Origin of the sequence: Citrobacter sp. MGH100 (assembly GCF_001034465.1) — a bacterium.
GTDB classification, from domain to species: domain Bacteria; phylum Pseudomonadota; class Gammaproteobacteria; order Enterobacterales; family Enterobacteriaceae; genus Citrobacter; species Citrobacter youngae.
Window position 1 is genome coordinate 104,565 of the sequence record NZ_KQ089803.1, and the last position, 23,035, is coordinate 127,599.

Annotated in this window: 23 protein-coding genes; 2 read left to right on the forward strand and 21 right to left on the reverse strand. The window is 47.3% G+C overall.

The features are described from left to right. Positions 1-266: 266 nt before the first annotated feature. The 9 genes from SK32_RS20785 to SK32_RS20825 all read right to left on the reverse strand — a co-directional run bounded on the left by SK32_RS20785 (position 267) and on the right by SK32_RS20825 (position 7,455). Positions 267-1,190, reverse strand: a complete 924-nt coding sequence (locus SK32_RS20785; RefSeq protein WP_007372342.1) for a hypothetical protein — start codon at positions 1,188-1,190, stop codon at positions 267-269. A 180-nt stretch (positions 1,191-1,370) separates the two neighbouring features. Continuing rightward, positions 1,371-1,745: a hypothetical protein gene (locus SK32_RS26520; protein WP_223226822.1), complete on the reverse strand. Its 375-nt coding sequence runs from the start codon at positions 1,743-1,745 to the stop codon at positions 1,371-1,373. 205 nt (positions 1,746-1,950) lie between these two features. Then, a complete protein-coding gene (istB, locus tag SK32_RS20795) occupies positions 1,951-2,748 on the reverse strand; it encodes an IS21-like element helper ATPase IstB (protein ID WP_048213831.1) in 798 nt (265 codons plus the stop codon). Next, positions 2,748-3,920: an IS21 family transposase gene (gene istA, locus SK32_RS20800; protein ID WP_048213832.1), complete on the reverse strand. Its 1,173-nt coding sequence runs from the start codon at positions 3,918-3,920 to the stop codon at positions 2,748-2,750. Before istA ends, istB begins: the two co-directional genes overlap by 1 nt. Positions 3,921-4,046: 126 nt before the next feature. Further along, entirely contained in the window at positions 4,047-4,445 is a 399-nt protein-coding gene (locus SK32_RS20805; RefSeq protein ID WP_016241545.1) for a hypothetical protein, read from the reverse strand. A 21-nt stretch (positions 4,446-4,466) separates the two neighbouring features. Further along, a complete protein-coding gene (locus tag SK32_RS20810) occupies positions 4,467-4,784 on the reverse strand; it encodes a hypothetical protein (RefSeq protein WP_009651680.1) in 318 nt (105 codons plus the stop codon). Positions 4,785-4,871: 87 nt separating this feature from the next. Next, positions 4,872-5,357: a hypothetical protein gene (locus SK32_RS20815; RefSeq protein ID WP_007372340.1), complete on the reverse strand. Its 486-nt coding sequence runs from the start codon at positions 5,355-5,357 to the stop codon at positions 4,872-4,874. Positions 5,358-5,767: 410 nt separating this feature from the next. Then, on the reverse strand, positions 5,768-6,634 hold the full coding sequence (locus tag SK32_RS20820) for a RepB family plasmid replication initiator protein (protein WP_008786567.1): 867 nt from the start codon (positions 6,632-6,634) through the stop codon (positions 5,768-5,770). A 572-nt stretch (positions 6,635-7,206) separates the two neighbouring features. Then, entirely contained in the window at positions 7,207-7,455 is a 249-nt protein-coding gene (locus tag SK32_RS20825) for a hypothetical protein (RefSeq protein WP_016241546.1), read from the reverse strand. A gap of 925 nt (positions 7,456-8,380) precedes the next feature. Between SK32_RS20825 and SK32_RS20830 the strand changes: the two genes are divergently transcribed. Beyond that, positions 8,381-9,499 carry a replication initiation protein gene (locus tag SK32_RS20830; RefSeq protein ID WP_016241547.1) on the forward strand — a complete coding sequence of 373 codons (1,119 nt, stop codon included), beginning with the start codon at positions 8,381-8,383 and terminating at the stop codon, positions 9,497-9,499. Between the two features lie 1,528 nt (positions 9,500-11,027). On the opposite strand, the gene SK32_RS20840 is transcribed toward SK32_RS20830, so the two are convergent. Next, positions 11,028-11,747: an HNH endonuclease signature motif containing protein gene (locus SK32_RS20840; protein ID WP_007372337.1), complete on the reverse strand. Its 720-nt coding sequence runs from the start codon at positions 11,745-11,747 to the stop codon at positions 11,028-11,030. Positions 11,748-12,235: 488 nt separating this feature from the next. On the opposite strand from SK32_RS20840, the gene SK32_RS20845 reads away from it, so the two are divergent. Further along, on the forward strand, positions 12,236-13,159 hold the full coding sequence (locus tag SK32_RS20845) for an IS5-like element IS903B family transposase (protein WP_001118619.1): 924 nt from the start codon (positions 12,236-12,238) through the stop codon (positions 13,157-13,159). Between the two features lie 221 nt (positions 13,160-13,380). On the opposite strand, the gene SK32_RS20850 is transcribed toward SK32_RS20845, so the two are convergent. The 11 genes from SK32_RS20850 to SK32_RS20895 form a co-directional block, all read right to left on the reverse strand. Then, the gene (locus SK32_RS20850; protein ID WP_007372318.1) at positions 13,381-14,556 is read right to left on the reverse strand and encodes a ParB/RepB/Spo0J family partition protein; all 1,176 of its coding nucleotides are present in this window, start codon (positions 14,554-14,556) and stop codon (positions 13,381-13,383) included. Between the two features lie 158 nt (positions 14,557-14,714). Continuing rightward, on the reverse strand, positions 14,715-15,401 hold the full coding sequence (locus SK32_RS24040; protein WP_016241554.1) for a hypothetical protein: 687 nt from the start codon (positions 15,399-15,401) through the stop codon (positions 14,715-14,717). A gap of 20 nt (positions 15,402-15,421) precedes the next feature. Further along, entirely contained in the window at positions 15,422-16,171 is a 750-nt protein-coding gene (locus tag SK32_RS20860; protein WP_048213833.1) for a hypothetical protein, read from the reverse strand. A 1-nt stretch (position 16,172) separates the two neighbouring features. Then, positions 16,173-16,361 carry a hypothetical protein gene (locus tag SK32_RS20865; protein WP_231591597.1) on the reverse strand — a complete coding sequence of 63 codons (189 nt, stop codon included), beginning with the start codon at positions 16,359-16,361 and terminating at the stop codon, positions 16,173-16,175. A 121-nt stretch (positions 16,362-16,482) separates the two neighbouring features. After that, positions 16,483-17,406, reverse strand: a complete 924-nt coding sequence (locus SK32_RS20870) for an IS5-like element IS903B family transposase (RefSeq protein ID WP_001118619.1) — start codon at positions 17,404-17,406, stop codon at positions 16,483-16,485. Between the two features lie 191 nt (positions 17,407-17,597). Beyond that, complete coding sequence (locus tag SK32_RS26285; RefSeq protein WP_009653096.1) at positions 17,598-17,771, reverse strand: hypothetical protein; 174 nt, start codon at positions 17,769-17,771, stop codon at positions 17,598-17,600. A 64-nt stretch (positions 17,772-17,835) separates the two neighbouring features. Next, entirely contained in the window at positions 17,836-18,060 is a 225-nt protein-coding gene (locus SK32_RS20875; RefSeq protein WP_009653090.1) for a hypothetical protein, read from the reverse strand. A gap of 137 nt (positions 18,061-18,197) precedes the next feature. Continuing rightward, the gene (locus SK32_RS20880) at positions 18,198-19,829 is read right to left on the reverse strand and encodes an AAA family ATPase (protein ID WP_008786582.1); all 1,632 of its coding nucleotides are present in this window, start codon (positions 19,827-19,829) and stop codon (positions 18,198-18,200) included. 40 nt (positions 19,830-19,869) lie between these two features. After that, positions 19,870-20,355 carry a hypothetical protein gene (locus tag SK32_RS20885; protein ID WP_172745723.1) on the reverse strand — a complete coding sequence of 162 codons (486 nt, stop codon included), beginning with the start codon at positions 20,353-20,355 and terminating at the stop codon, positions 19,870-19,872. A 39-nt stretch (positions 20,356-20,394) separates the two neighbouring features. Beyond that, complete coding sequence (locus SK32_RS20890) at positions 20,395-21,399, reverse strand: ParB family protein (RefSeq protein WP_007372313.1); 1,005 nt, start codon at positions 21,397-21,399, stop codon at positions 20,395-20,397. Then, positions 21,396-22,649, reverse strand: coding sequence for a ParA family protein (locus SK32_RS20895; protein ID WP_007372312.1), 1,254 nt, complete (start codon positions 22,647-22,649; stop codon positions 21,396-21,398). The genes SK32_RS20890 and SK32_RS20895 overlap by 4 nt, the downstream gene beginning before the upstream one ends. Positions 22,650-23,035: the final 386 nt, after the last annotated feature.

Genomic DNA, 23,035 nt, shown 5'->3' on the forward strand with positions numbered 1-23,035 from the left:
GTAACCTGCCTTTGATGTTGAATTGAACATATCAAAATCAGGCAATTACACAAATTTATGTACAGGCTCGAGCCTGCAACTGTTTTTCGTCCATAAAGTAACCTGCCTTTGATGTTGAATTGAACATATCAAAATCAGGCAATTACACAAATTTATGTACAGGCTCACATGATTTCCGTAGGCAAATGGATCCAGACTCAATCAGGCTGGCAACCGTCACCGGCTGTCTGACTCTCCTTTTGTTTCGGTGGGGCTAGAGTGCCCCACTATTCTTCCGCTTTACGCTCGCGTTTTTCTTTGTCGCACTTCACTTTTTCATAAGCCTTGCCAAACCACTTAGGCTCTTTTCCCATCCCCGAATAAGATAGTCCTTCCGGCAGACTCTTCCAGAACACCGTTATCGCCTCGGCAAATTCTCTAAACTGTTCCTCGGAAACTTCAAGTTCTTCGTGGCGAGCTGGTCTCTCTTGCGGATAACCTTCGCATTGCCATACTGAGTAGTACTCCGGGTGAGCATTAACCAGTTTCTGGTGGGCATCACCATCTCCATGTTTATAAACGTTGACAACCTGATGACATGCACTGATTAACGGGAAACATGGCATGTTTCGTACTTCAATACCCAGCCATTCCATCAAATCCATAAGCCTCGGAAAACTGAGGTTCCAGATCAAATCTGATATCACAACCATGTCGAGCCACCGCCAGCTTCTGGCCTCCCGGATAAGCAGATCTCGTAATGCCTTGTCAAACTGGTGGTACATCCCAGCGGTCAGGGAAAGCGTGACCGTGACCTTCATTTCCCGCAACGCAACCCAGTGGCAAGCTTCAATCTGTTCAATATTCTCGTATACGTCACTTTCGTCGTGGTAATCAGGATTGAACCAGTCTCCAGCTGACTCTATAAATGACTCGCCTTTCTTTGTCGCTTCACTCCTGATCTCCACATCACTGAACTGCGACAGCAAACGTTCCTGCGCTTGTTCAGCGTAAAAAAGATGCGGGTTAAGCACCCACGGTCGGTCAATTGCCGCAAAGAAAAAGATGTTCCATCTCGGGTCGATAATTTCTTTTTCAGCATCAACAGCTGGCGCTGATACACTGCGGTTTGATTGTTTTTTTCTACCCATACCACTATCCAAATTAAAAACAGACGAAAAAAAACCGTCCAGCTGGACGGTTAATATCAAAATATCCTTCAGAAGTCTGACACGGGTCAGGCGCTAACCCGGGCAGTCGCTACTCACTAATTAAACCCCGCATAGGGGAAAACAATATTTTGATACTCCGACAACGCACCCCGCGATGGGGGAAGGTATGTCAGGCCAGTCTAACAAACCCAAAGCTCGTTGCAACCGCCAATCAGTGACTTAATCCTGGCAATCCTGATCATCAGTTTCAGTTCCGCAACTTAAGTAATCCATATTTAAAAACATTTTGTTCCCCGAGCCTGCCAATGCAGACAGACCTGAGATTTTACAGATCACGACAATCGACGGTACGCGTTTATAAATCTCGATTTCGCTTTCCCAACTTGACGCAAGATACCTTTCAAGCTGAAGTTCAGGGGTTACATCAACAGGTTGAATTCTGACCACAAAACCGTCTTTTCGCCCCTCATTGCGAAGAGATGTTAGCTGTTTTATCTCTGCATCGTTGAGTGTGGAAAATTTACGGCCATTAAGAATATGAGAGCAAAAATTGAAGCCAGTGATATGAGATGAGCCACCAGTTATCGATTCCAAAATGCTTGCATATTAGCTATCTGGGGGTTAGGCTCGCCTGTTTGCGGAGTGGATTCACATAATTCAAGGAGTCTTTCCAATTCCGATTTGGAATCACCCATACCCAATTCATTGCAAGGAAAAACATTGTGATTATTATTCATGAAAACTTGTCAACGCCAAGATTTATGGCCGTTTTTCGCCATTTTTAATGTCCGCTATTTGATCACTTCTGTTGTCCGCTTTCCGCCATTTCATCATCACTGATTGGCGTTGCGTTTTTAGCCAGCACTCCGGCTTTGCGTTTTTCCTTCAACCGGTAACTTTCTCCTTTTATATTCACTGTGGTTGAGTGGTGCAGCAGCCGATCCAGGATCGCCGTTGCCAGCACGTTATCGCCGAACATCTCTCCCCAGTCTGCGAAGCCTTTGTTTGATGTCAGGATTATGCTCGCTTTTTCATACCGGCGATTCAGCAGGCGGAAGAACAGACTGGCTTCCTCTCTGTTCATCGGCAGGTAGCCTATTTCGTCCAGGATTAGCACACGCGCATAGCTCAGCTGTTGTAGCTGACGCTCCAGCCGGTTTTCCAGCTTCGCTTTCATCAGCGTTGCTACCAGTCTGTCGAGTGGCATGAACAACACCCTGTGACCTGCATCCGCCGCTTTCACGCCGAGGGCTACAGCCAGGTGGGTTTTCCCCACTCCGGGAGGACCCAGCAGGATCACGTTCTCACTGCGTTCCACGAACGCCAGACCGGCCAGCTCCCTGACGACCTTACGATCGATGCCTGGCTGGAAGCTGAAGTCGAACTGCTCCAGCGTTTTGACCCACGGCAGACGAGCCTGCTTCAGCCGGGACTCCATACCGCGCTGATGCCTGCCGTTCCATTCCTGCTGCAGCGCCATGTACAGGAACTCCCGATAGTTCAGCTCTTTTTTAGCTGCCTGCTCCAGCAGACTTTCCACGTGATAACTCAGGTGCTCCATTTTCAGGCGACTCAGCAGCGCTTCAAGTTCATGCATCACAGCAGCTCCTCATACGCACTCAGTGGACGATGCTCCACCATGCTGACCTGCTGCCAGAGCGGGGCATGATGTTCCGGCACCGTTTGCCAGCCAGATGATGCTGAACAGAGCCGGTGTGATGCCACCTGCTGCTCATTACTGTAGATCCGCAACTCATCATCCAGCGATATGCGTATCGAGACCGGCTGGCCACACAGCGTTTCGGGAACGCTGTAGCGATTGCCGCCAACCTCGATATAGCTGTCCCAGGAGACATGGCGGATGTCGAAGTAGCTGGTATCGAAGTCCGTATCAGGCAACGGCTGCAGATGTTCCTGCTCGAGCGCGAAGCGCTGTTCCGGGGTCTGTCTGAACTGGCGAAGCTCCCGTTTGTCAGCCACATCAGCCATCCATTGCTCCAGTTGCTGGTTAACATGAGCGAAGCTGTCGAACCTGCGATAGCGGACGAAGAAGTTCTCCTTGAGATATTTCACCATCCGCTCCACCTTACCTTTGGTTCTGGCCCTGCGCGGACGACAGGCACGCGGCAGGAAGTCATAGTGGTCGGCCAGCAACAGGAACCCGGAGTTGAACACCACTTTCCCGTTGTTATTTTTCAGCACCGCCGCTTTCTGGTTATCAACCAGCACGGTTTTCACACTGCCACCAAAGTAGCGGAAGGTGCGAACCAGCGACTCATAGGTGTGTTCCGCATCCTGCTTTGGCGCGGCGAAGACATGGAAGCGACGGGAGAACCCCAGCGTATTAACCGCGAAGTTAACTTTGCATCGCTGCCCGGCGACCTCCACCTCAACTTCGCCCCAGTCGTGCTGCAACTGGTAAGCGGGCTGGGTTTCGAAGCGGACCGTTTTCTTCGACGGACGCATTTTGCGTTTGGGCTGGATGTAATAGCGCAGCATGGAGCGACCACCGGTGTAACCCATCGCTTTGATTTCTGCGAGGATGACCTCGCCATTCCAGACATTTTCGGCCAGACGTGTATCGATATAATCCATAAACGGCTTCAGTTTGGCCATTTTGTGGCGCGTCTTTCTGGCCGGTGGCTCAGGGTATTTAAGATACCGTCTGACGGTGCGTTCAGAGCAACCCACCTGAGTTGCAATATCGATAATGTACGCACCCTGCTTGCGCATTTGTTTTATCATGTAAAAGTCCTCTCTGCTCAGCATGTCGATGTCCTTTCTGGTGTGAGAACCTCAAGGAAACAACATGTTGGGTGGAGCGGACAATTCAAATGGTGAATTACCGTCTTATATCATTGGCGCTAACAAACTCCGTAGCATTAGATTTGAAGGCTAGTTTTCAACACTATGGGATCCCGAAATAAGTTCTCCCCCCCGCTCCCGGTAAGCTTTCGTTAATACCGCATAACTTTCTGAATTAACATGCTCATCAACCCCCGAACAAATCAGCCGGTTCGTCGGTGCTTCAAAAGCGTGGCGTTCGTATTTTTCGACCACGCGACAATCTTCCGACCATCTCTTGCCGAGCAACAAATCATTTGTGGTAATTGATGGAAACATCATCAATGCAAAAATTCCCCCAAGACAGCCTATTGGCACGAGCCACATGCAAACGATCTTGTTTTCGGAGCGTACAAATTTCAACCCGATGGTAGCGCCTATGATAGTCACGACAAATACCACCAGCAGAATTTTTAAGGGTAAAATCAGATCTGCGGCATAAATTAGCATTAATCATATCTCCTTAACTTTTCAATATTTGGTTCCTTCAAAAAGCCATCCATACTTTCCTTCATCTGGATGATCTGTCTTGTAGTTTATCTGGCAAGTGGTGAACTGACGCATCCATTCTCGTGACCTAAAAAATTTCCCACGAGGAAGTTTATCGCCAGGTAAGCATTGTTCAGCCCATTCGACAAAAGCAGGACAAACCCCCTTAAAGTGAGGAATAACAACTTGCGTGGCTTCTTTACGCATTACTGCTGACTGAATGGTTTTGGGATCAATCGTCATGGCTTCACAGGCTAACCCGACTTCACAAACATTTCTATTCTGCTGATGTTCTGTCATAGCGCCTTCCAGTTGAAGTTAAGTAGGGTCAGTTTGGATTTGAAAATTGTTGTACGGTAAGCCTGTTCTTGAACCTGCTTCGTGATCTTATGCCCGTTTGATGGCCACGGACTGACGCAAAAGTGCAAGAACGTCACTGACACTCATATCCCACGCATCCGCCTGCCGTTTCAGAATAAATGCCCCTACTTCCATTCTTTGGGCATGGTTCAACATATGCGTCAGCATATCCCCACCATGAGAAAAGTTTATCCCGCAGCCGGATGCACCATTGTTGATGAGCGTAAAACCTTTGTTTTTATCGGTTCCGTGAAAGTTTGCCCTCATCTCCTTTTCCAGCCCGAACAATACCGCGCAACATTGAGTTAATTCATAGCGATTCAGCTGGATGACGCGCTTAAGCTCCCATTGGGCTTCTTTTGCGCCATCAGCAATCGGAGCCATAGTGATGTTCACCGTGGGAAACGCATCCTTACCAGGCGAAACCACATATTGAAAATCAAGAGCAGTACGTTTTGCGCCCGTTTGCCGGTCTGCATAAAGCTTCAGCTGCTTACCAAATGTCGAAGTCATAACTATCCTCCAGAACTTAATTTACCCTGGTCATTCCAGCCGACAAAAGATTGTCGGGTTGTTTTCTACAGGCCTTCCCTCTCAATCCCACCGGGTATATTTTCCCCTTCCCTCTCGTTCCCACCGGCGATAAAAACTGTGCAGATTAAAAAAGTATCTTTTTGGGATTAGGCGAACAGCAGTAATTATAAAGAGGAGTGTTATTTTCTTTATTTTTCATGGTAATACAAGTTGTATTCAATAGAGGCCTGACGCGCCCCATCAGCTTTTCAGATGTAAATGGGACTATTTATCCTTTAGCGACTACAAAATCACGGGTGGGTTTGAGAGGGAAACGTCAACTTAGTGTTTTTGACCGGTGGGAATGAGACAGCACATTCCCGGAACCGGGCAAAAAGACGTTTCAAACATCAGGAACCTGTTAGTTTGGGATTCCGATCCGTGATCTGAATGGTGGGTACGCTGGTGTCCACCAGGTAGTAAAATTTCAGGTAACCGATGCTGGCAAGCACATCGAGAGCAGTTCGCATTTTCCGGTTCTGTTCGGCAATGCGCCCATTGAGCAGTAAACGCTGTCGAAGTCTGTCAAAGGTGATCGGGGCTGGATGTTGAGGTAGCGCTTCAAAAAATGTATAGAGCGCCTGAGCCGTTTCATTCCTGGTAAGTAGCTCCAGGGGTTTCTTCCGCAACAGAGTAAGATGATCTGAACGGTACAAATCCCAGAGTCGTTCGTCGGCTTCCAGGATGATGTAATCACTTTCACCATCAAATTCCGCCTCTTTCAGCAACCCGGCTACTTTGAACTTGGTGATCCCCGGGTTCTTCTCAAACCGAATGCTTTTTGAGCGAATCTTCGTCAACGAATCGGCTATCTCATTGCGCAGTTTCGTGCTGTAGCGTTTTGATGGGTAGCCGCAGAGTTTGGCAAATTCACTAAAGGGCATTTTAATCCGGTTACCTTTCAGCGCATCAGGCGATACGCTGAAGGAATGGACGATTGCTGTCCAGCACCGGAAGTCCTGGAAATAATTCAGCATCGGGCCGGTGATCTTTATGTCCGTGTACCCTTCCTGTTTTGCAATTTCCAGACTGGATAGCGCTTCCGTCACGTTTAGCGTGACCGTTGCCTCTGTTCGGCAACTGGGAGTAAAAACGCCCAGGCGGAGCAGTGATACAGGTTGTACTGATGAATTTTTTGTCACCGTCAGCTTTCCAGTCGACGGCTGATTGAAGTCGGGAATAGCGTCCTTGAAAAGAAGAACTTCATTCGAGTTCATCGTGTGGATCCCCCAGTTTTATTGTTATTTTCCGGGTATCTTGGAATGCCCAGTCCGGGCGAATGTATCACGGTGATTTTTATTGATCATGAGAAATAGGGGTCATTTAGTCCCCATTTATCGGGTATTGGTTTTTATTTGTACTAAATCAATACGTTATTTCAGAGATGAATCGGATAAATGTCGTTGACATCAAATTTTTGATCTGCTGCCAGTGTGGACAAAAAATGAATACCGATCACCTATTTTTGAGATTTGTTACGTATGATTATGTTTTTATTTGATGTTTTCATTAGCACAGCAGATGTTGATAATTAAGTTCCTTTCCCCTTCCAATCCCACCGTTATTCCCTTTGAACACCACCAGCTACCAGGCTAACCCCACCGACAGCCCTTCAGAGCTCACTTTTTTCCCTCTCAACCCCACCGGGGCAGGTCTTCAGAGCTTACCAGCTGCGGGTTTGCGGGAGCGGGGATCTTTTTGGTTCTATTTGGTCTTAATCTGGATCGATCTGTTGATCTACCCGGTGGATATGTGGATTAGTTGAGTCACGTCCTTGTTACTCGGTTGCTTAAATTTGGCCACTACGAACTGTCTCAATACCACTCTGAACAACATCCCAGTTGATACCGATATCACCATCGTGAGTTCGGTCTATCAACGCTAAGGTCGACTCAGCTTCGCTAGCTGAAACCTGCGGCATGTTTCGGTCTATTGCTAACTCCTGAACATCAGACTTGTACCAGACACGGACTAGCACCTTTTCGTCAGGGTTCATTTTTTGCAGCTTTGCGATAATTTCTTTTGCAGTTGCGTACATGTGAGTGCCTCTTATCGTTTTGTTTACACAATCAGTAAAGCACCGAGTCAGTAGCTGACGAAGGCAAAAAAGATACTTTTCCACAGGACAGTTCCAATAAAGAGATCCCAAAGGTGCAACGGAGTACAAAAGAGATCCCTGTACGCTGCAAGCCGCATGGTTACTGGGCTCAAGGGCATTTTATGACAATGGTAATGACTTTTTTGACATTGGTAATGATTAAAATGACATTGGTAGTGACTATTTCGACGTTAGTAGTGAGTATTTGTGACAATGGTAGTGAGTTTTATTGTGTGATCTGAAGGTATAACTCTTAAAGAGTTTTGAGTATATTTCTATTATAATTCATATAGATACCATCTATCACCTGTATGATGAAACAAAATTATTAAAATCTTATCCACTGTTTTCTATACGCATTTTCCTTTCATGCCCGTACATATTTTCGACAATTTAGCTATTCGATGTTGATTTAACTCGAAGAGAGAATTTATCCCCATTTTCCACAAGGTAGTTCCAATAATTAGTACCTTACGAGTTCCCATAGATCACAAGAGATCCCCGCAGCTCGGAAGCCAGACGGCACAAGGCCTGGAAGCCAATCGGTGACAACGGTAGTGATTATTTTGACATTGGTAGTGAGTTTTTTAACGGTAGTAGTGAGTTTTTTGACAACGGTAGTGATTGCGGCGACAATGGTAGTGATTTTTTAAAGGATCTTTTTCACCGGAATTGCTCCTTTGTTGATAAACTACGTATGTATTTGTTTTTATGTGAATTTCAGAGTTTTATATTTAGTCGTGGCGTTTTTTTAGCCTGGACTTATGCACAATCTGAGATCGTCGCAGAGATCCCTTAAGTGACACTGAGGGCTTTGGGCGATAGTATTCAATAATCTGTTGATTAATACAGTCGATAAACCACTATGACCAATGAGAAAGATTCTGAGCAGCAAGGCCAGATGGTTACCAGGGCTTTCTCTGTAACAGAGAGAGAGACAGGTAAAGAAATTATTTTACGTCCTAATAGCAGCAGGACGGTTCAGTCTATCGCGCTCATGCGCCTTGGGTTGTTTGTGCCATCACCAAAAAGCGTTGGCCGTCAGAGTCGTGAATACAAAACTGTTGGCTTTGATGCCACGAAAGAACTACAGACACTTTCTTTGATGGAGAGCGAGGGTTTCACCAATATCTCGATCGTGGGTCAGCGCCTCGATATGTCTGTTGACTTCAAAACGTGGATGGGAATCATCCGAACGCTAGCTAACCATCCGATTGATAACGATAAGATCAGCCTCAAATTTACTGAGTTTCTGAAGCTCTGTAACCCTGAAAATTATCGTTCCTCTACCGCATCCCGTAAGCGTATCGACGCGTCGTTACGCAGGCTGGCATCCGTGATGTTGTCCTTCACCAGCACCCACTCGTCAAAGGTGTATACGACGCACCTGGTGCAGTCTGCCTTGCTTGACCCGGACTCTGATCAGGTAGAGCTACAGATAGACCCTAAGATATTCGAGTTGTATCAGTACGACCACAAGGTTTTGATGCAGCTGAAGGCTATCAAGGAACTGGCGAAAAAAGAGAGCGCACAGGCGCTTTACACGTTCATTGAGTCACTTCCACCAAATCCAATCCCGATCTCCTTAACGAGACTTAAGAACCGATTAAATCTTAAGACCCGTGCCAACAGCCAGAACGCCACAGTACGTAAGGCATTGGAGGAGCTGGCATCCATTGGTTACCTTCAGTACACCGAAGTAAAAAAAGATGGGAAGGTTTATTTCCAGATCCACAAACGCGATCCTGATTTGAATCTGAACAATATCCAACCACCACCTGATGGTGATGGCGAGGGTGATGCTGATGAGGAGAACAATGGCACGTCGGGTAAAAATAATGGTGAGCCACTGGAAGGTGAATTGTGCCCACCAGATGAGCCCATTGATGGGGATGAAACGTTAACCATCCATGACTTAACAGCTGAAGAACTTCACTACATTCGCAGCCTTAGAAGCCAGAAAAAGAACAATCCCGCCAGCTAGCATTCCCTCCGGGCTGTCAGATGACGGCCTGGAACCCTCCCTCCCTGCACATCGTCAGAGAATCCTGTTTAGCTTAATGACAACGGTATTGAGTGACGCGGTCACTACTGTTGTCATTGCGGGGTGACCACTCATGACAATGGTAATGAGACTAGATAGCTCACTACTGTTGTCATCATCGACATCTCTCCAGACCAGCTTCTCAGGGAAGGTCTTACACCGCTCACTACCATTGTCGGAATCGCCGGTACAGACAAATCGCTGATACCCATGACACCATGACATCGGCAATGAGTCTTGGCAGCTCACTGCTGTTGTCATCATCGACAACTCTCCAGAGCAGCTTCTCGGAGAAGACCTCATACCGCTCACTACCATTGTCGGCATCGTCAGTACGGATTTATCGCTGATTCCCATGACACAATGACAACGGTAATGAGTGATTTGACTCACTACCGCTGTCATTTGCTCCCGGCGCATTTGAATGACCACTGTATTGACTAAGAATACTCACTACCGTTGTCATTCATGATTCAGACCAAGTTCTTACTGCTCCACCAGCACAATGACAACGGAAATGAGTTCTGTTGGTCATTACCGTTGTCATATGCATTCCAGGTTAATCAGGCCTTTCAGGTAGCTATGGTAAGGATTCACTCGCCGTACTGTCTGCTCGTACTTGAGGGGCGGGATGAATGACCGTGGTAGTGACCGCGTCACTCCCTGCCGTTGTCGTTGTATGAATACATGGCCTGTCGGTGACAATGGAAATGAGTCCAACCGCTGTCGTAGCTAACCTGATTGGTCAATGACAATGGATGTGATTTTTTCAAGTCTCTACCATTGTCATCGTTTCCAAGTACATTTCAGTGGGGTCGTTCCGGCGATGACGAATCAAGTGAGTGCGGGATCACAACCATTGTCGAGGCACAACTTGCCGGTTGTAGCCATACCGAACGCTGCGACAACGATAGTGATCTCGATCACTCATTACCGTTGTCACCAGGCGGATGGTGAAGCACCAGAATCACTACTGTTGTCATCTAACATTCTGCTACCCATGCAACCAATGACGATGGTAGTGAGCAACGCCGTCTACTTGCTGTATATAGGGATAGTATGATGAGCCATAACAATGGTAATGACTCACTACCATTGTCATAGTTCCTGTACTTGATTGCCGGTAACCAGACAAGGGTTAACCATTAAGTCACTACCGTTGTCATTACAGAAAGGTACTTTCCTTAATTGTCATTACCGTTGTCGACCATGCACCCTCTTACCAGTAGTAACGGTTCGTTAATTATGTGAAGGTGATCATTACCATTGTCACTGGTTACACTCCCGGCAGATTCAAAAATCGAGTGACAATGGATGTGAGTTCGATGCGCAGGACGGCATCTCAGTGCCGATGGCAATAGTTATGAGCTGACCAGACTGGTGACAACGATAATGAGCCAAGCATTGAAGCCCGTTTGCTACGACAACGGTAATGATTAGGCCTCACTACCGTTGTCAGACACGATGCTTACTTCGGCCAGGTAAGTTCATCCCACCGGGATTTTAACCAGGCAGGGTTTACAGGTTTTCTTGTCGGTAATATTGGCCGAGCTTCATACGCGATGAGATCGTCATCCTTAGCCAGGATAGTGGGGTGGAAATGGATTGTCAGGGTGCTGGGATTAATCACACACAGGCCGTTGTCGTATAACCGATGTATGTCTGCCCGAAGCCACAGGCCATTACTCCAGTGGTCAGAGCCCGCTTTATGATGCTCAATCAGATGTGCTGCTTCTCCCCTGCATTTTGTCTTCACACCGGTGACGACACACCGCTCCATGCAGTTGAAGTATACCCTGTCGCTGAATTTCTTCTGATCAGGACGGGACATCGCACCGTACCGGCGATATCCAAAGCGTTTTGGTGAGACTTTCTCATCCAGGTCATCGTCAAATGAATCCTGACTCTCAGGCCGGAAGGTCTTCAGACGAACTTCCCAGCGAATGCCGTCACGTGCAAATTGCTGCCCTACGCGTGGGTCATCATCAGGCCAGATAGCTATTCCCTTAGCTTTAACAGCCAGCCGGAACTGGCGGGCATCAGCAGGGGTTCCCGTGCGGGTTAGTGTCATAAATTCATGGACACTCCGGTACTCCACTGGTTCTCCTGATGAGCCAGCAGGCCTGGCGAGAACCTTGTCTTTAATATCGCGGGCGAGTTTATCGGTTTGATTTTTATCTGAAGCCATGTGAGCTATGCCATACCGGAAGAGGGAGGCATGAATAATGGGCTGTTTTCCGAGGATAAGCCATAGATACTCACTACTGTTGTCATTCTTGTCGATGACAACAGTAGTGAGTCTGGTTGGTATGCATCATGTCGAAATCGGAGCACCGGTGACTTATCGAATAGTCTGAACTGACTTGTAATGCGCTTGTGCAGGGTGGCCATAAGCCGTATTCGAGCGTGGAACTTCGAGGTGACCCGGCATCCATCCGGTCGTTTTTGCAACCCAGAAACAGCGTTCCTCACCGTCATCGGTAGTGACTCTAACACGACAACCTTCAAGCCCAATTAGTTGGGGGGAAAGATTACCGGGGCAGCATTTCCGGGAAGCGTTAGCATATACCTGCCCGCGCCGCATGAGTTCTGCACATTGGGCTTTGTTGAATAAATCGAACTTTTGCTGAGTTGAAGGATCAGATCACGTATCTTCCCGACAACGCAGACCGTTCCGTGGCAAAGCAAAAGTTCAAAATCACCAACTGGCCCACCTACAATAAAGCCCTCATCAACCGTGGCTCCATAACTTTCTGGCTGGATGATGAAGCTATTCAGGCCTGGTATGAGTCAGCAACACCTTCTTCACGAGGCAGACCTCAGCGCTATTCTGACCTTGCCATCACGACTGTGCTGGTCATTAAACGCGTATTCAGGCTGACCCTGCGGGCTGCGCAGGGCTTTATTGATTCCATTTTTTCTCTGATGAACGTTCCGCTACGCTGCCCGGATTACAGCTGTGTCAGCAGGCGGGCAAAGTCGGTTAATGTCAGTTTCAAAACGCCCACCCGGGGTGAAATCGCACACCTGGTAATTGATTCCACCGGGCTGAAGGTCTTCGGTGAAGGCGAGTGGAAAGTCAAAAAGCATGGCCAGGAACGCCGCCGTATCTGGCGTAAGCTGCATCTCGCCGTTGACAGTAAAACACATGAAATCATCTGCGCTGACCTGTCGCTGAACAACGTTACGGACTCAGAGGCCTTCCCCGGGTTAATCCGGCAAACCCACCGGAAAATCAGGTCAGCCGCCGCCGATGGCGCTTACGATACCCGGCTATGTCACGATGAACTGCGGCGTAAGAAAATCAGCGCGCTTATCCCTCCCCGAAAAGGTGCGGGTTACTGGCCCGGTGAATATGCAGACCGTAACCGTGCAGTGGCTAATCAGCGAATGACCGGGAGTAATGCGCGGTGGAAATGGACAACAGATTACAATCGTCGCTCGATAGCGGAAACGGCGATGTACCGGGTAAAACAGCTGTTCGGGGGTTCACTGACGCTGCGTGACTACGATGGTCAGGTTGCGGAGGCTATGGCCCTGGTACGAGCGCTGAACAAAATGACGAAAGCAGGTATGCCTGAAAGCGTGCGTATTGCCTGAAAACACAACCCGCTACGGGGGAGACTTACCCGAAATCTGATTTATTCAACAAAGCCAAAAAAGTCTATAACCCTGATATTTTAATGCGCTCCTGTCTATCATCGAAAAATTTAAGGCAGCAAAATGCGGCCATTTATATGTGCAAAAATATGAGCCGGTTTATCCGGCCCATCAGAATGAAAAGGAATTTTATGCAGGTCTGTTAAAGACCTGCTGGGAGGTTAGTACACCGGGTGCAGCTGAGTCTCTTCAGTTTCACCATTCTGCTGGTTAGCGCCATCGGTATCGGCATCAGTCGCATCGTCAGCACCGCCGTTGTTTTCAGCACTATCACCGTCGTTGTCACCATTAGCTTCAGCATCTTCTGCCTGTTTTGCTGATTCCAGTTCAGCCAGGGTAGCCATCAGGGTACGGGCCATTTCAGGAGTCAGGCGTAAGACGACTTCTTCCGGCACGGTTTCCGTAATTTCGATCTGATTTTCATGCTCACCTTCCGGCTGCGGCGGGATCTGGTCGCGCAGCTGGCTCAGGGTTGGCAACAGGCTGTCGAAGGTTTTACGGATAACTTTCGGTTTCAGGCCAGTCTTTTTCTTGGAACTCACGAATTTGGCAGTGACGCGGGTTTTCCCAGCTCCTTCTGCCTTTTTCAGGGATTCCATCAGGACTTCATACGGGTCGCGGTCAGTACCCTGACATTCGTTAATAACGTCAACGGCAACGTCACCAGATACCTTATCTTCTTTCACCAGCATCTTGATGCTGAAGTCAGCGTTTGCCAGCACGATACTGCGGCGAACGGTGACCAGAGAGACACCCAGACGCTGAGCAATCGACTCAATGGTGTGACCCCAGCCAATCAGGCGCTTGAAGCCTTCAGCGCGTTCCACCATCTTCAACTGAAGGGAGTTGGCGCTCTCGATCATGTTGTAGACTTCTTCGTCCTTGCCGCCTTCAAATTCCTCGACGGTGATTTTCTGGAAGCTCGCGCCCTCAGCAATCGCCATCATCAGGCCAGCAAAACGGTGGTGGCCATCAATGATTTTCAGGCGGGTTACGCCTTCCACTACTACTGGTTTAACGCGGATGACAGGCACTGACTGAGGACGTTCCAGATAAGCGTGTTTGAACATTACCGCACGGTCATAATTTACGTCGCGGAGGTTCAGTCCCTCTTCCACAAACAACCAGTACGGGCTCACCGCAAAGACGTTGTTACGCCCGATATCGGCTTCTTCGAACTGTTCCGTATTGCCGCTTTTACGCGCTTTGGTTACGAAATCGCTCAGTGCTCGGAGTGATGATGGCGCTTTGTCTAAGCTGCGCATCAGTACCGCAGCGCCTTCCAGATTTTCCAGGGTACGGCTTTGTTCGAAGATAGCTTTAACGTCGGTGTTCATGGTGTTTCTCCGCTTTAGTTATTGTGTCGCGAGGTTCGTTGCTTGCTGTAAATCCAGTTAAACACACACCAAACAGGTGACGAAGCGTATTTGGGGACAAAATGTCTCTTTTTTTTCGGGTACATAAAAAAGCCCTGTAATCCAGTGATTACAAGGCCTTAGCTCGTAATGATGACATCAAGATGGCGACGTTTTTCGATTTTGACCGCATTTTTCATCAAAATTGTCATCACTTCATTTAGTTTTGAACTCTCCCCTTCCTCATATGAACCCCAAGGTAGGAATGGAGTAGGACTATTGATATTGAATGCAACGCCCGTAGGGCATCGCCATGCAGTTGGCTTCTTTGAGTCAGGTTCCCATTTCACCAGGAGTATTGGCGCGTTACAGTCGATGTCATCGATGGCTGGTATAGCCTCATATAAAAACACTCCCGCATCATCCCCACTGAAGAAAGCTAGATGCTTATACGCGCTGGCAAAAGAGACTACGCCCGCGAAAAGGCCCACAACGATGAGGTTAAGGTTCGATGTTTTGTGACGGATACGTTTTTGCTTCAGGCGAACCATTGTCAGGGCTGACAAGAAGATAGCCACCAGCCCCCCGGCTCCTGCGAACCAAACGGAATTGATTTGCAGGAAGGAAATCAAATCACGATGCTCTCTCTGGTTTTCTTCAAGCATCAACGACACAAAAGTTGTTGTTACTGGCATTGATATCAGGAATATCGTGATCATCACTATTGCAAAAGTCTGTATGGAATAGCGGTCTCTATTTTCCTCTATAACAGAATTAAAGGATAACAGATAAACAAATGTAAATAATAAAATGGAAAGAAGGTACATTGGTTATGCCTTTTTTTGGGTTATCGCTGAATTCTTTTATTTAATTCTGTTCTGAAAAATGCATACAAGAACTGCCACCCATCACCATGAGCCGTTCTGAAATTTTTTTCAGGGAGTACCGGAAAACCAAATTTAAAATTATCTTTTCCAGTGTGGCGCTGGCAAAAGTGCGCAAGCTCATGTGCCACTACGCCTTTGATATGATCCAGTTGATTGATTGAATAAAATGCTCCGATGTCCTTACGCTGCTCTATATGTGCGTACTCATGGTAGCGATAGCGCGGTGTATCACTGTCAGGATAAATGGACGATGGTGAAATAGTGATTGAGCTCCTGCCGCCCCATGAATGTTTGGCACTCCAGTTGACCCGAACTTCAGGCGCAGGGCCGGTGAAACCATATGCCTGTCTATAGAGGTGCAGAAGATACCCTGAATACAGAAAAACAACTTTCTCCGCCGTCATAACGCGAGAAACGCCATAGCGAGCAACTGCCCTATCTCTGGCTGTCAGAACGGGGGTTTTTACCCGTGGGGAGAATAATTTTGTTGGGCTGAATAGCCAGACTTCTGAATCGTCATCAGGCATATCCAGTATCACCTGAATTTCTTCAGGCGACCCAACTCGTTGATGCCACCTTTCAAGATTATCGCCCACTTCATTCAGGCTGATTAAATCATCGGCATTCTCGTAGAATAACCAGATCAGCGTTCCTCGTGGGAGTGCTTTCTCAGCTGTAATATGTGAGAGGATAATTTGACGTGGTGTCATCTTATTCGCCACAGTTCCCGGATGCTTCTATCAGTTTTATTTTTGTTGCTTCTGCCGCCTGCATTTTTTGTTTCATCTTCTCAATGCTAGCGGTCACACGGCGGGCGCACCATTGATACGCTGCCTGACGTGATTCGAAAAACTCATAATCCGCGTGCAGGTAAACTGATGTGCCGTAGGAGACGGACATACGGTAACCCTTCGGCGTTTCATTGATGACTTCCCGTTCTTCTACACAGTTTTCAAACTCAGGGAGGCTTTGTTGAATAAATCAGATTTCGGGTAAGTCTCCCCCGTAGCGGGTTGTGTTTTCAGGCAATACGCACGCTTTCAGGCATACCTGCTTTCGTCATTTTGTTCAGCGCTCGTACCAGGGCCATAGCCTCCGCAACCTGACCATCGTAGTCACGCAGCGTCAGTGAACCCCCGAACAGCTGTTTTACCCGGTACATCGCCGTTTCCGCTATCGAGCGACGATTGTAATCTGTTGTCCATTTCCACCGCGCATTACTCCCGGTCATTCGCTGATTAGCCACTGCACGGTTACGGTCTGCATATTCACCGGGCCAGTAACCCGCACCTTTTCGGGGAGGGATAAGCGCGCTGATTTTCTTACGCCGCAGTTCATCGTGACATAGCCGGGTATCGTAAGCGCCATCGGCGGCGGCTGACCTGATTTTCCGGTGGGTTTGCCGGATTAACCCGGGGAAGGCCTCTGAGTCCGTAACGTTGTTCAGCGACAGGTCAGCGCAGATGATTTCATGTGTTTTACTGTCAACGGCGAGATGCAGCTTACGCCAGATACGGCGGCGTTCCTGGCCATGCTTTTTGACTTTCCACTCGCCTTCACCGAAGACCTTCAGCCCGGTGGAATCAATTACCAGGTGTGCGATTTCACCCCGGGTGGGCGTTTTGAAACTGACATTAACCGACTTTGCCCGCCTGCTGACACAGCTGTAATCCGGGCAGCGTAGCGGAACGTTCATCAGAGAAAAAATGGAATCAATAAAGCCCTGCGCAGCCCGCAGGGTCAGCCTGAATACGCGTTTAATGACCAGCACAGTCGTGATGGCAAGGTCAGAATAGCGCTGAGGTCTGCCTCGTGAAGAAGGTGTTGCTGACTCATACCAGGCCTGAATAGCTTCATCATCCAGCCAGAAAGTTATGGAGCCACGGTTGATGAGGGCTTTATTGTAGGTGGGCCAGTTGGTGATTTTGAACTTTTGCTTTGCCACGGAACGGTCTGCGTTGTCGGGAAGATACGTGATCTGATCCTTCAACTCAGCAAAAGTTCGATTTATTCAACAAAGCCACTCAGGGACATAATCCACGAATCGACGACGCAGAATGCAAAACAGCACCTTTATTTGGTTTTCATCAGTCATTTGTTATCCTCGTTATTCTTCTTATTTATCATCAACCTTTCTTAATTGTCGATGCTGAATACGGCGGAGCGGATTTCACGCTTGGCCTGCTGACGGGCGCGGTGTTTGCTTACACGAAGAGATCTATCGTATGCATTGTTTTTACGATAGCCACGCGAGCGGCACAGTGAACAAGTGCAGCCTTCTACTGAATAGAAAATCCCAAACGGTTTCATAAGTATCACCTTTAAGCTTGATAATAATGTTTATCATAGCTGGAGTTATTCAGGTGACGAATAGTTAAGGGGCGCGTTTTGCTTGGGTTTTTACACTATCGTTTATTGAGTCGATGAGGTCGGAAATAGAAAGGAGTTTTCTGCCAAAGAATAGTTTTCGTCTGGCTTCTATTTCGTAGCGGAAGGGTTCAATAATTTCATCTTCATGCATGATTACGAAACGATAGCCGTTATTAAGGAGTTTATGCAGCTTGTTTGTTTTTTTTCTTATGGGACTTAGCTTAAACATTGTTATCAACTTCTCATCATGATCACCTGAATTGTTATAACACAGTTATTTCCGACACGCTGCTGCTTTTGCTGAAGAACTCGGATTGCTTTGGGCTGGGCCAGCAGGTTGTATGCCGGGCGAACCCGGCATCGTTATCACAGGGCTTTTTCTTTTCCCTTTCGTTCTATCCCACGAAACATCGCGCATTTCCGCACAATATCCAGTGTCGGGATGCTACCACTCCCCTGCTCTTTCACGCTCATTCGCAACGTGAGCCGTAGCAACATCTTGATGTCACGTGGTGGAAGTTCTGGGTAAGTGTTTACAAGTGATCTGACCAGTTCATCAGGAATGTTCACGCCAAAGTTCTCACCCATAATCTTCCAGATCTTTTGGGCATCTGATTTCTCCGGCACATCATAGTGAATGATTGCAGCGCATCTTGGTATGATAGCCTCATCGATGTCACTACCCCGGTTGCTTGTCATGAACATCAACCCATCGAAATACTCCAGTGTACGGAGGAACTCCGCAACGATGGCATTTTGAGTCAGTGATGCTCCACGCTGCATGACAAACACATCGGCTTCGTCCAGAAGCAGGACACAGTTCCAGCGTTTAGCCCGGGTCAGAATCGTCCGCAGATTTTTCTCAATGTCATCGGCGTTGGTTCCCAGTGCGCCAGCATGAATTGAGTACAGGGGCCGTTCAATGACCTCTGCATACACTTCAGCAGTTAATGTCTTCCCAAGTCCGGGTGAGCCCACGCACATGATGATGTTACCCGCGCTTTTCCCTTCAACAATATCGCTGGTGAAAGCGCTGATATCCGTGGTCAGTATATCGAGTAAATCACGGTGGTCTTCCGGCAAAACCATCTTTTTTGGCAGTTCTTTATCATACTTGTATGGTTCTACGTTATTGGCATGTATCCAGATAAAGTCTTGCAGCGAGAGATCAAAATAACGCTGCACAGGAATTTCGGGTAAAAGGCCAAACTGGTCATCTTCAAAAAGAGGCGACTCCACTTCTGCACCGTAGGCATCGCACTCACTATCAGGCAAATCGTGTATCAGTTTATGCCCTGCTATTTCCAGATTCCGGTCGCTGTAGCTATACGATTCCATTCTGACAGCCCTGCCGGTTGCTTTAAACTGATTGCCAAATTGCCCGTCGACCACTTCCTTAAACCGCGTTAGTTGTTCCAGGTACTCTTGTTTCAGCTCATGCGTTTCATGGTAGATATCACGGTCGGCCAGTGTCTTAGCGACACTGCGCCGCGCCACCTCATTAGGCTCGAAATTCAGGGCGGTAAGCTGGGTTCCGTAAACCTTTTTGGAGTGCGAATATTCGCCGAACCCATACCAGCTGATTTGTAACAATAGTGATGGGGGACGGTCAGAGTTTTTTTCTGATTTTACTTCTTTTATTGCTGTAACAAGACCGGGGTACAGGTTGCCGTCATGACCGCGTCGGTATATCCAGCCATCAATTCGATTTGACTTCAGATACTGTAGTAACACACGACCGAATGCCGGAAAACTGCTCACAGGCTTATCGAAATCACCTTCCAGTGCAGTGATGATCGATTCAAGAGCTCGTCGATTTTTTGACTCTCCATCACCACGACATGCCTGTAAAAGTTCATTCAGATCATCCCGAGATAAACATAGCGGATCGACGGCAATCTCATCGTCAGAACTACGGTGGCTATAACGATTACGTAAAGCCTCAAATGTTGGGCTTGTGGTAGCTTTTAGTGTTTCTGTTTTTATCGTGAGTGCCATAGCCGTCCTCGTCAGTAATTTACTTTGATATGCCTTAAGTTCACATGGAAGGGGCAACTTCGAACGCATTAGGAACTCTGATCCGCGAGCCTATTTCCAGTTTAATGGTTGCCTTTACGTATTCACCCTCCTTCAGATAGGTGATGTCTTGGTTATGAAATGTTGACTTTTCATGTGTAGCCCACCATTCCATAGAGCTTGGGATTTTTAACGTTAGCCCAAGATGTTCAGTGAGATAGCATACTCCCATGTTTGAGTAGGTCTTAACGGGGTTCGGGTAGAATTGAAAGTTACCCTCTACGAGACAATCAGTACGAGGATCGATGAACGAAAGGAAAACGCTAAAAGTACCCTGACGTTTTAGCTCGGCGTAAGCCTCAAGAATCGTGAAACGCTTTAATGCGTCATTTGAAAACAGGGTTACAATTTTTTCCGAAAGCATAGCCACCTCATGAGCTGTTTTTTTCCTATTATCAACCGGTGTCTCCTCCTGACGAATAGGTTTGCGGCCAAAAAAAAACTGCACCAGGAGGTGCAGTTTCGATAATCAAGCAATGGCGAATTGTTATTTTTCGCTACTCAGTTTATCCGTAATAAATGCTTCAATTTCTGCCATGAGCTCGGTACTCATTCGGTTAAATTCAAAGCGAACTTTACGGCCCGATGCATTTTTGCTGATACGGGCGTATTTGTCCTTATTAGCAAAATTAGCCAGATCACGGGTTTCCCAACTTTTTGCAGGTGGCTTTTGATCGAGTAATTCAACCGCCTTTGTGATCTGCGCCATGACAATTTTCTGCGCTTCCGGGATGTCACTGATGTCCAGATTAGCAATTTCTTCTTTCACCCTATCAACTACATCTGCAAGAATGAAAAGGTTGCTCTCTACGTATTTCTGAAGTTTGGACAACCGGCTGTAGAAGGAGTTTGGTATACCTTCATAATCCGGGAACAGAGCTATCAACGAACCGTCAATACGCGCCGCCTGAATACGTTTAAAGACTGACACATGGCTTATGCCAAGAAAGAGGGCAAGCTCTTCATTTTTGGTGAATCCTTTTTCCTGCATTAGTTCCAGATACTGAAGCCCAACCTCTCGGTATGAGAATCGGCGTGATGTTTGTGCAGCGGTAATAATCGCCTTGATGTCCTCAGCTGATAGATCATCTGGTAGCACCCATAAAGGCAGATCTTTTTGAGCCGCAATACAGCAAAAACGTCTGCGGCTACCTTCAATAAGCAGGTACACGCCATCACGTTTAACGGCAACACCTTCAGTATCAACACCCCTTGACTCAATTTGTTGCAGGATATCTCGTACTGCGTTTGTGGTAAGCGCTTCCTGATTTCGCGGGTTCATTGGGTGAACGGCGGTCTCAGTAGCGACATTTTCAGCTGCTACAGTGACGTGCTCAGCTTCAAGTTTTCGCCCGTTATGAAGGGTAAAGAGTTTCTTAATGCGAGGGGGACTCTTAAGGTTAGCTAACCCGGAACGGTGGCCTACATCGGTTCGCTTTGGCGTATTTAGATAACGCGATTTATCGTTTCCGATATGCTGTTCATCACTCATGCGTTAACTCCTTCCTTCGCTGAAAAACTCTTTATCTCATTAATAAACTGTTGATATACGGACATTACGGATTCTTCGGCAATATCCAGCTGCTTTGGTGAACATAACTCTTCAGATTTCTTAATATCGAGAACCGACCTACCCCGTGACGCAGCTGCTTTGAATGCTTCAGAGTTTTTGATATTGGTTGCCATAAACAGGTCTTGAACGGTTCGAATTAACTTATCGAGGACTATTTTTTCGTATGGGCTTTTATCATCGACGTTAACGGCCAGTACTTTAAACCATTTAATATTTTCACCTTTATTGGGAGACTGACGGAATCGCTCACTGATCGTCAGCATAAAATCAGTTGTGGATGCATAGTCGTATTCTCGCGGAGAAACTGCGACAAGAATACCGTCAGCGGCCTCATCAGCGGCCCAGATAATTGGCGAGTCTTCTGGAGGGGTATCGAAGATAATAAGGTCATACTTAGCTTTCAGGACTGGCATTATCACTTCTTTGAATCGTAGCAACAACTGAGTGCGCTCTTCTTTACTGCACTGCCAGTATTTATCTTTGAATCTCGCATCGGTTGGGAACGCAGTAATTACATCAAGATTTGGCAGATGGGTTGAGAACGGCATATTCTCAATGATTTCAGCCTCAGAGTAACCCATGTCGAGGTATTTTTTATATTCAGAACCTTCTTCATACACGCCCAGGATTGCGTCGATTGCAGTCAGGAATACGTCGTCTTCAGATACGCTTTGAATCATACCGCTACCAATAGAGCCTTGCGGATCCCATTCAATTACTAAAACTCTGGCATTCAACTGGAGATCAAGTGCTGCTGCTACAGCCAGAGCCACTGAGGTCGTGCTTTTTCCTGTCCCACCTTTATGATTCTGAACAATGATTGTTCGGCTCTGGTAGTAATCTCTATAGCGCGGATAACCCAGGGCATCCATAATATTCTGGACATCCCAGCGGGTATAAAGGTGGTTTTTGTTCTGATAAATAGGTTGACCCACCAGCCTTTTTTCTTCGAGATCAGCGAGAATTTTATTGAAGGTAACTCGAGATTTTCCAAAGAAGTCGGAGAGATTTTTTTTATTCAGGCAGTGGTTATAGATAAGGCGATCTACCCCCTCCACACTGTCATCTGATACAGATACCCGGGAAGAAGCCAGTAACGATTCTTTCAATGAAATTTGTTCGGACTTCATGCGTTGCCCGACAAGGGCAATTTTATCTATTAGATTCATTCTCGTCATACCCTCAAACCTGAATTATGAATTTAAACGCATATGCGTATACTTTACGTATAATTCGTAAAATGACGCTCTATGCGTATAATTGTAACGGCAATCAGATTGAGACGCTAACATTCTATTTTGTTTTTTCTTCATTTTGCGATCTCGAAATGCAGTTCAATGACACATCATCTTTCTCTTCTGGCGATTAAGGGGGTTAAGTAATCCACGGGGCGGGCAGAACCCGGAGAGACTGACTGGCGATTAAGGGGGTTAAGTAACCCACGGGTCGGGCAGAACCCGGAGATGCTGGCTGGCGATTAAGGGGGTTAAGTGACCCACGGTACGGGCAGAAACCGGAGAGGCTGGCTGGCGATTAAGGGGGTTAAGTGACCCAC

Excerpts from the sequence above, each read along its gene's own strand:
- istB (WP_048213831.1), bottom strand. The coding sequence starts at position 2,748 with ATGCATGAACTTGAAGCGCTGCTGAGTCGCCTGAAAATGGAGCACCTG.
- istA (WP_048213832.1), bottom strand. The coding sequence starts at position 3,920 with ATGCTGAGCAGAGAGGACTTTTACATGATAAAACAAATGCGCAAGCAG.
- SK32_RS20805 (WP_016241545.1), bottom strand. The coding sequence starts at position 4,445 with ATGCTAATTTATGCCGCAGATCTGATTTTACCCTTAAAAATTCTGCTG.
- SK32_RS20810 (WP_009651680.1), bottom strand. The coding sequence starts at position 4,784 with ATGACAGAACATCAGCAGAATAGAAATGTTTGTGAAGTCGGGTTAGCC.
- SK32_RS20815 (WP_007372340.1), bottom strand. The coding sequence starts at position 5,357 with ATGACTTCGACATTTGGTAAGCAGCTGAAGCTTTATGCAGACCGGCAA.
- SK32_RS20820 (WP_008786567.1), bottom strand. The coding sequence starts at position 6,634 with ATGAACTCGAATGAAGTTCTTCTTTTCAAGGACGCTATTCCCGACTTC.
- SK32_RS20825 (WP_016241546.1), bottom strand. The coding sequence starts at position 7,455 with ATGTACGCAACTGCAAAAGAAATTATCGCAAAGCTGCAAAAAATGAAC.
- SK32_RS20830 (WP_016241547.1), top strand. The coding sequence starts at position 8,381 with ATGACCAATGAGAAAGATTCTGAGCAGCAAGGCCAGATGGTTACCAGG.
- SK32_RS20840 (WP_007372337.1), bottom strand. The coding sequence starts at position 11,747 with ATGGCTTCAGATAAAAATCAAACCGATAAACTCGCCCGCGATATTAAA.
- SK32_RS20850 (WP_007372318.1), bottom strand. The coding sequence starts at position 14,556 with ATGAACACCGACGTTAAAGCTATCTTCGAACAAAGCCGTACCCTGGAA.
- SK32_RS24040 (WP_016241554.1), bottom strand. The coding sequence starts at position 15,401 with ATGTACCTTCTTTCCATTTTATTATTTACATTTGTTTATCTGTTATCC.
- SK32_RS20860 (WP_048213833.1), bottom strand. The coding sequence starts at position 16,171 with ATGACACCACGTCAAATTATCCTCTCACATATTACAGCTGAGAAAGCA.
- SK32_RS20865 (WP_231591597.1), bottom strand. The coding sequence starts at position 16,361 with ATGTCCGTCTCCTACGGCACATCAGTTTACCTGCACGCGGATTATGAG.
- SK32_RS26285 (WP_009653096.1), bottom strand. The coding sequence starts at position 17,771 with ATGAAACCGTTTGGGATTTTCTATTCAGTAGAAGGCTGCACTTGTTCA.
- SK32_RS20875 (WP_009653090.1), bottom strand. The coding sequence starts at position 18,060 with ATGTTTAAGCTAAGTCCCATAAGAAAAAAAACAAACAAGCTGCATAAA.
- SK32_RS20880 (WP_008786582.1), bottom strand. The coding sequence starts at position 19,829 with ATGGCACTCACGATAAAAACAGAAACACTAAAAGCTACCACAAGCCCA.
- SK32_RS20890 (WP_007372313.1), bottom strand. The coding sequence starts at position 21,399 with ATGAGTGATGAACAGCATATCGGAAACGATAAATCGCGTTATCTAAAT.
- SK32_RS20895 (WP_007372312.1), bottom strand. The coding sequence starts at position 22,649 with ATGAATCTAATAGATAAAATTGCCCTTGTCGGGCAACGCATGAAGTCC.